The sequence below is a fragment of the Bradyrhizobium genomosp. III genome, from assembly GCF_000261705.1.
GTDB lineage: Bacteria > Pseudomonadota > Alphaproteobacteria > Rhizobiales > Xanthobacteraceae > Bradyrhizobium > Bradyrhizobium ottawaense.
In genome coordinates this window covers 1-1,203 of record NZ_AJQF01000591.1, presented here as the reverse complement: position 1 = coordinate 1,203, position 1,203 = coordinate 1, and the positions used below count along the sequence as shown (strand labels likewise).

At 64.7% G+C, this 1,203-nt stretch carries 1 protein-coding gene; it reads right to left on the bottom strand.

Annotated elements, in window-relative coordinates:
• On the bottom strand, positions 1–1,203 hold a 1,203-nt coding region (locus IC66_RS0142290; RefSeq protein WP_038951381.1), incomplete at both ends, for an acyl-CoA carboxylase subunit beta.

Genomic DNA, 1,203 nt, shown 5'->3' with positions numbered 1-1,203 from the left:
GCGGAAGATGATCTCGACCGCGCCCTTGGCGCCCATCACCGCGATCTGGGCGGTCGGCCAGGCGTAGTTCATGTCGGCGCCGATCTCCTTGGAGGCCATGACGTCAAAGGCGCCGCCATAGGCCTTGCGGGTGATGATGGTCACCAGCGGCACGGTGCACTGCGAATAGGCGAACAGCAGTTTCGCGCCGTGCTTGATCAGGCCGCCATATTCCTGCGCGGTGCCCGGCAGGAAGCCCGGCACGTCCACGAAAGTGACGATCGGGATGTTGAAGGCGTCGCAGAAGCGGACGAAGCGCGCGGCCTTGCGCGAAGCGTCGCTGTCGAGCACGCCGGCCAGCACCATCGGCTGGTTGGCGACGAAGCCGACGGTGCGGCCCGCGATGCGGCCAAAGCCGGTGACGATGTTCTTGGCGAACATGTCCGCGATCTCGAAGAAGTCGCCCTCGTCCACGACCTTCAGGATCAGCTCCTTCATGTCGTAGGGCTTGTTCGGATTGTCGGGGATCAGCGTGTCGAGCGACATGTCGACGCGGCCGATGTCGTCGAAGCTCGGCCATTCCGGCACGCCGTCGCTGTTGTTGGATGGCAGGAAGTCGATCAGGCGACGCATCTGCAGCAGCGTCTCGACGTCGTTCTCGAAGGCGCCGTCGGCGATCGAGGAGCGCGTGGCGTGCACCGAGGCACCGCCCAGCTCTTCGGCGGTGACGACCTCGTTGGTCACGGTCTTCACCACGTCGGGGCCGGTGACGAACATGTAGCTGGTGTTCTTCACCATGAAGATGAAGTCCGTCATCGCAGGCGAGTAGACGTCGCCGCCGGCGCAGGGGCCCATGATGACGGAGATCTGCGGGATCACGCCGGAGGCGAGCACGTTGCGGCGGAACACGTAGGAATAGCCGGCGAGCGCGGCGACGCCTTCCTGGATGCGGGCGCCGCCCGCGTCATAGAGGCCGATGATGGGCGCCCGCGCCTTCATCGCCATGTCCTGGAGTTTCGTGATCTTCAGCGCGTGCGTCTCCGAGAGAGAACCGCCGAACACCGTGAAGTCCTTCGCGAACACGAACGTCTTGCGGCCATTGACGGTGCCCCACCCGGTAACGACGCCGTCGCCGGGCACCTTGTTCTTCTCCATGCCGAACTCGGTGGAGCGGTGCTCGACGAACATGTCGAATTCCTCGAACGACCCCTTGTCGAGCAGCAG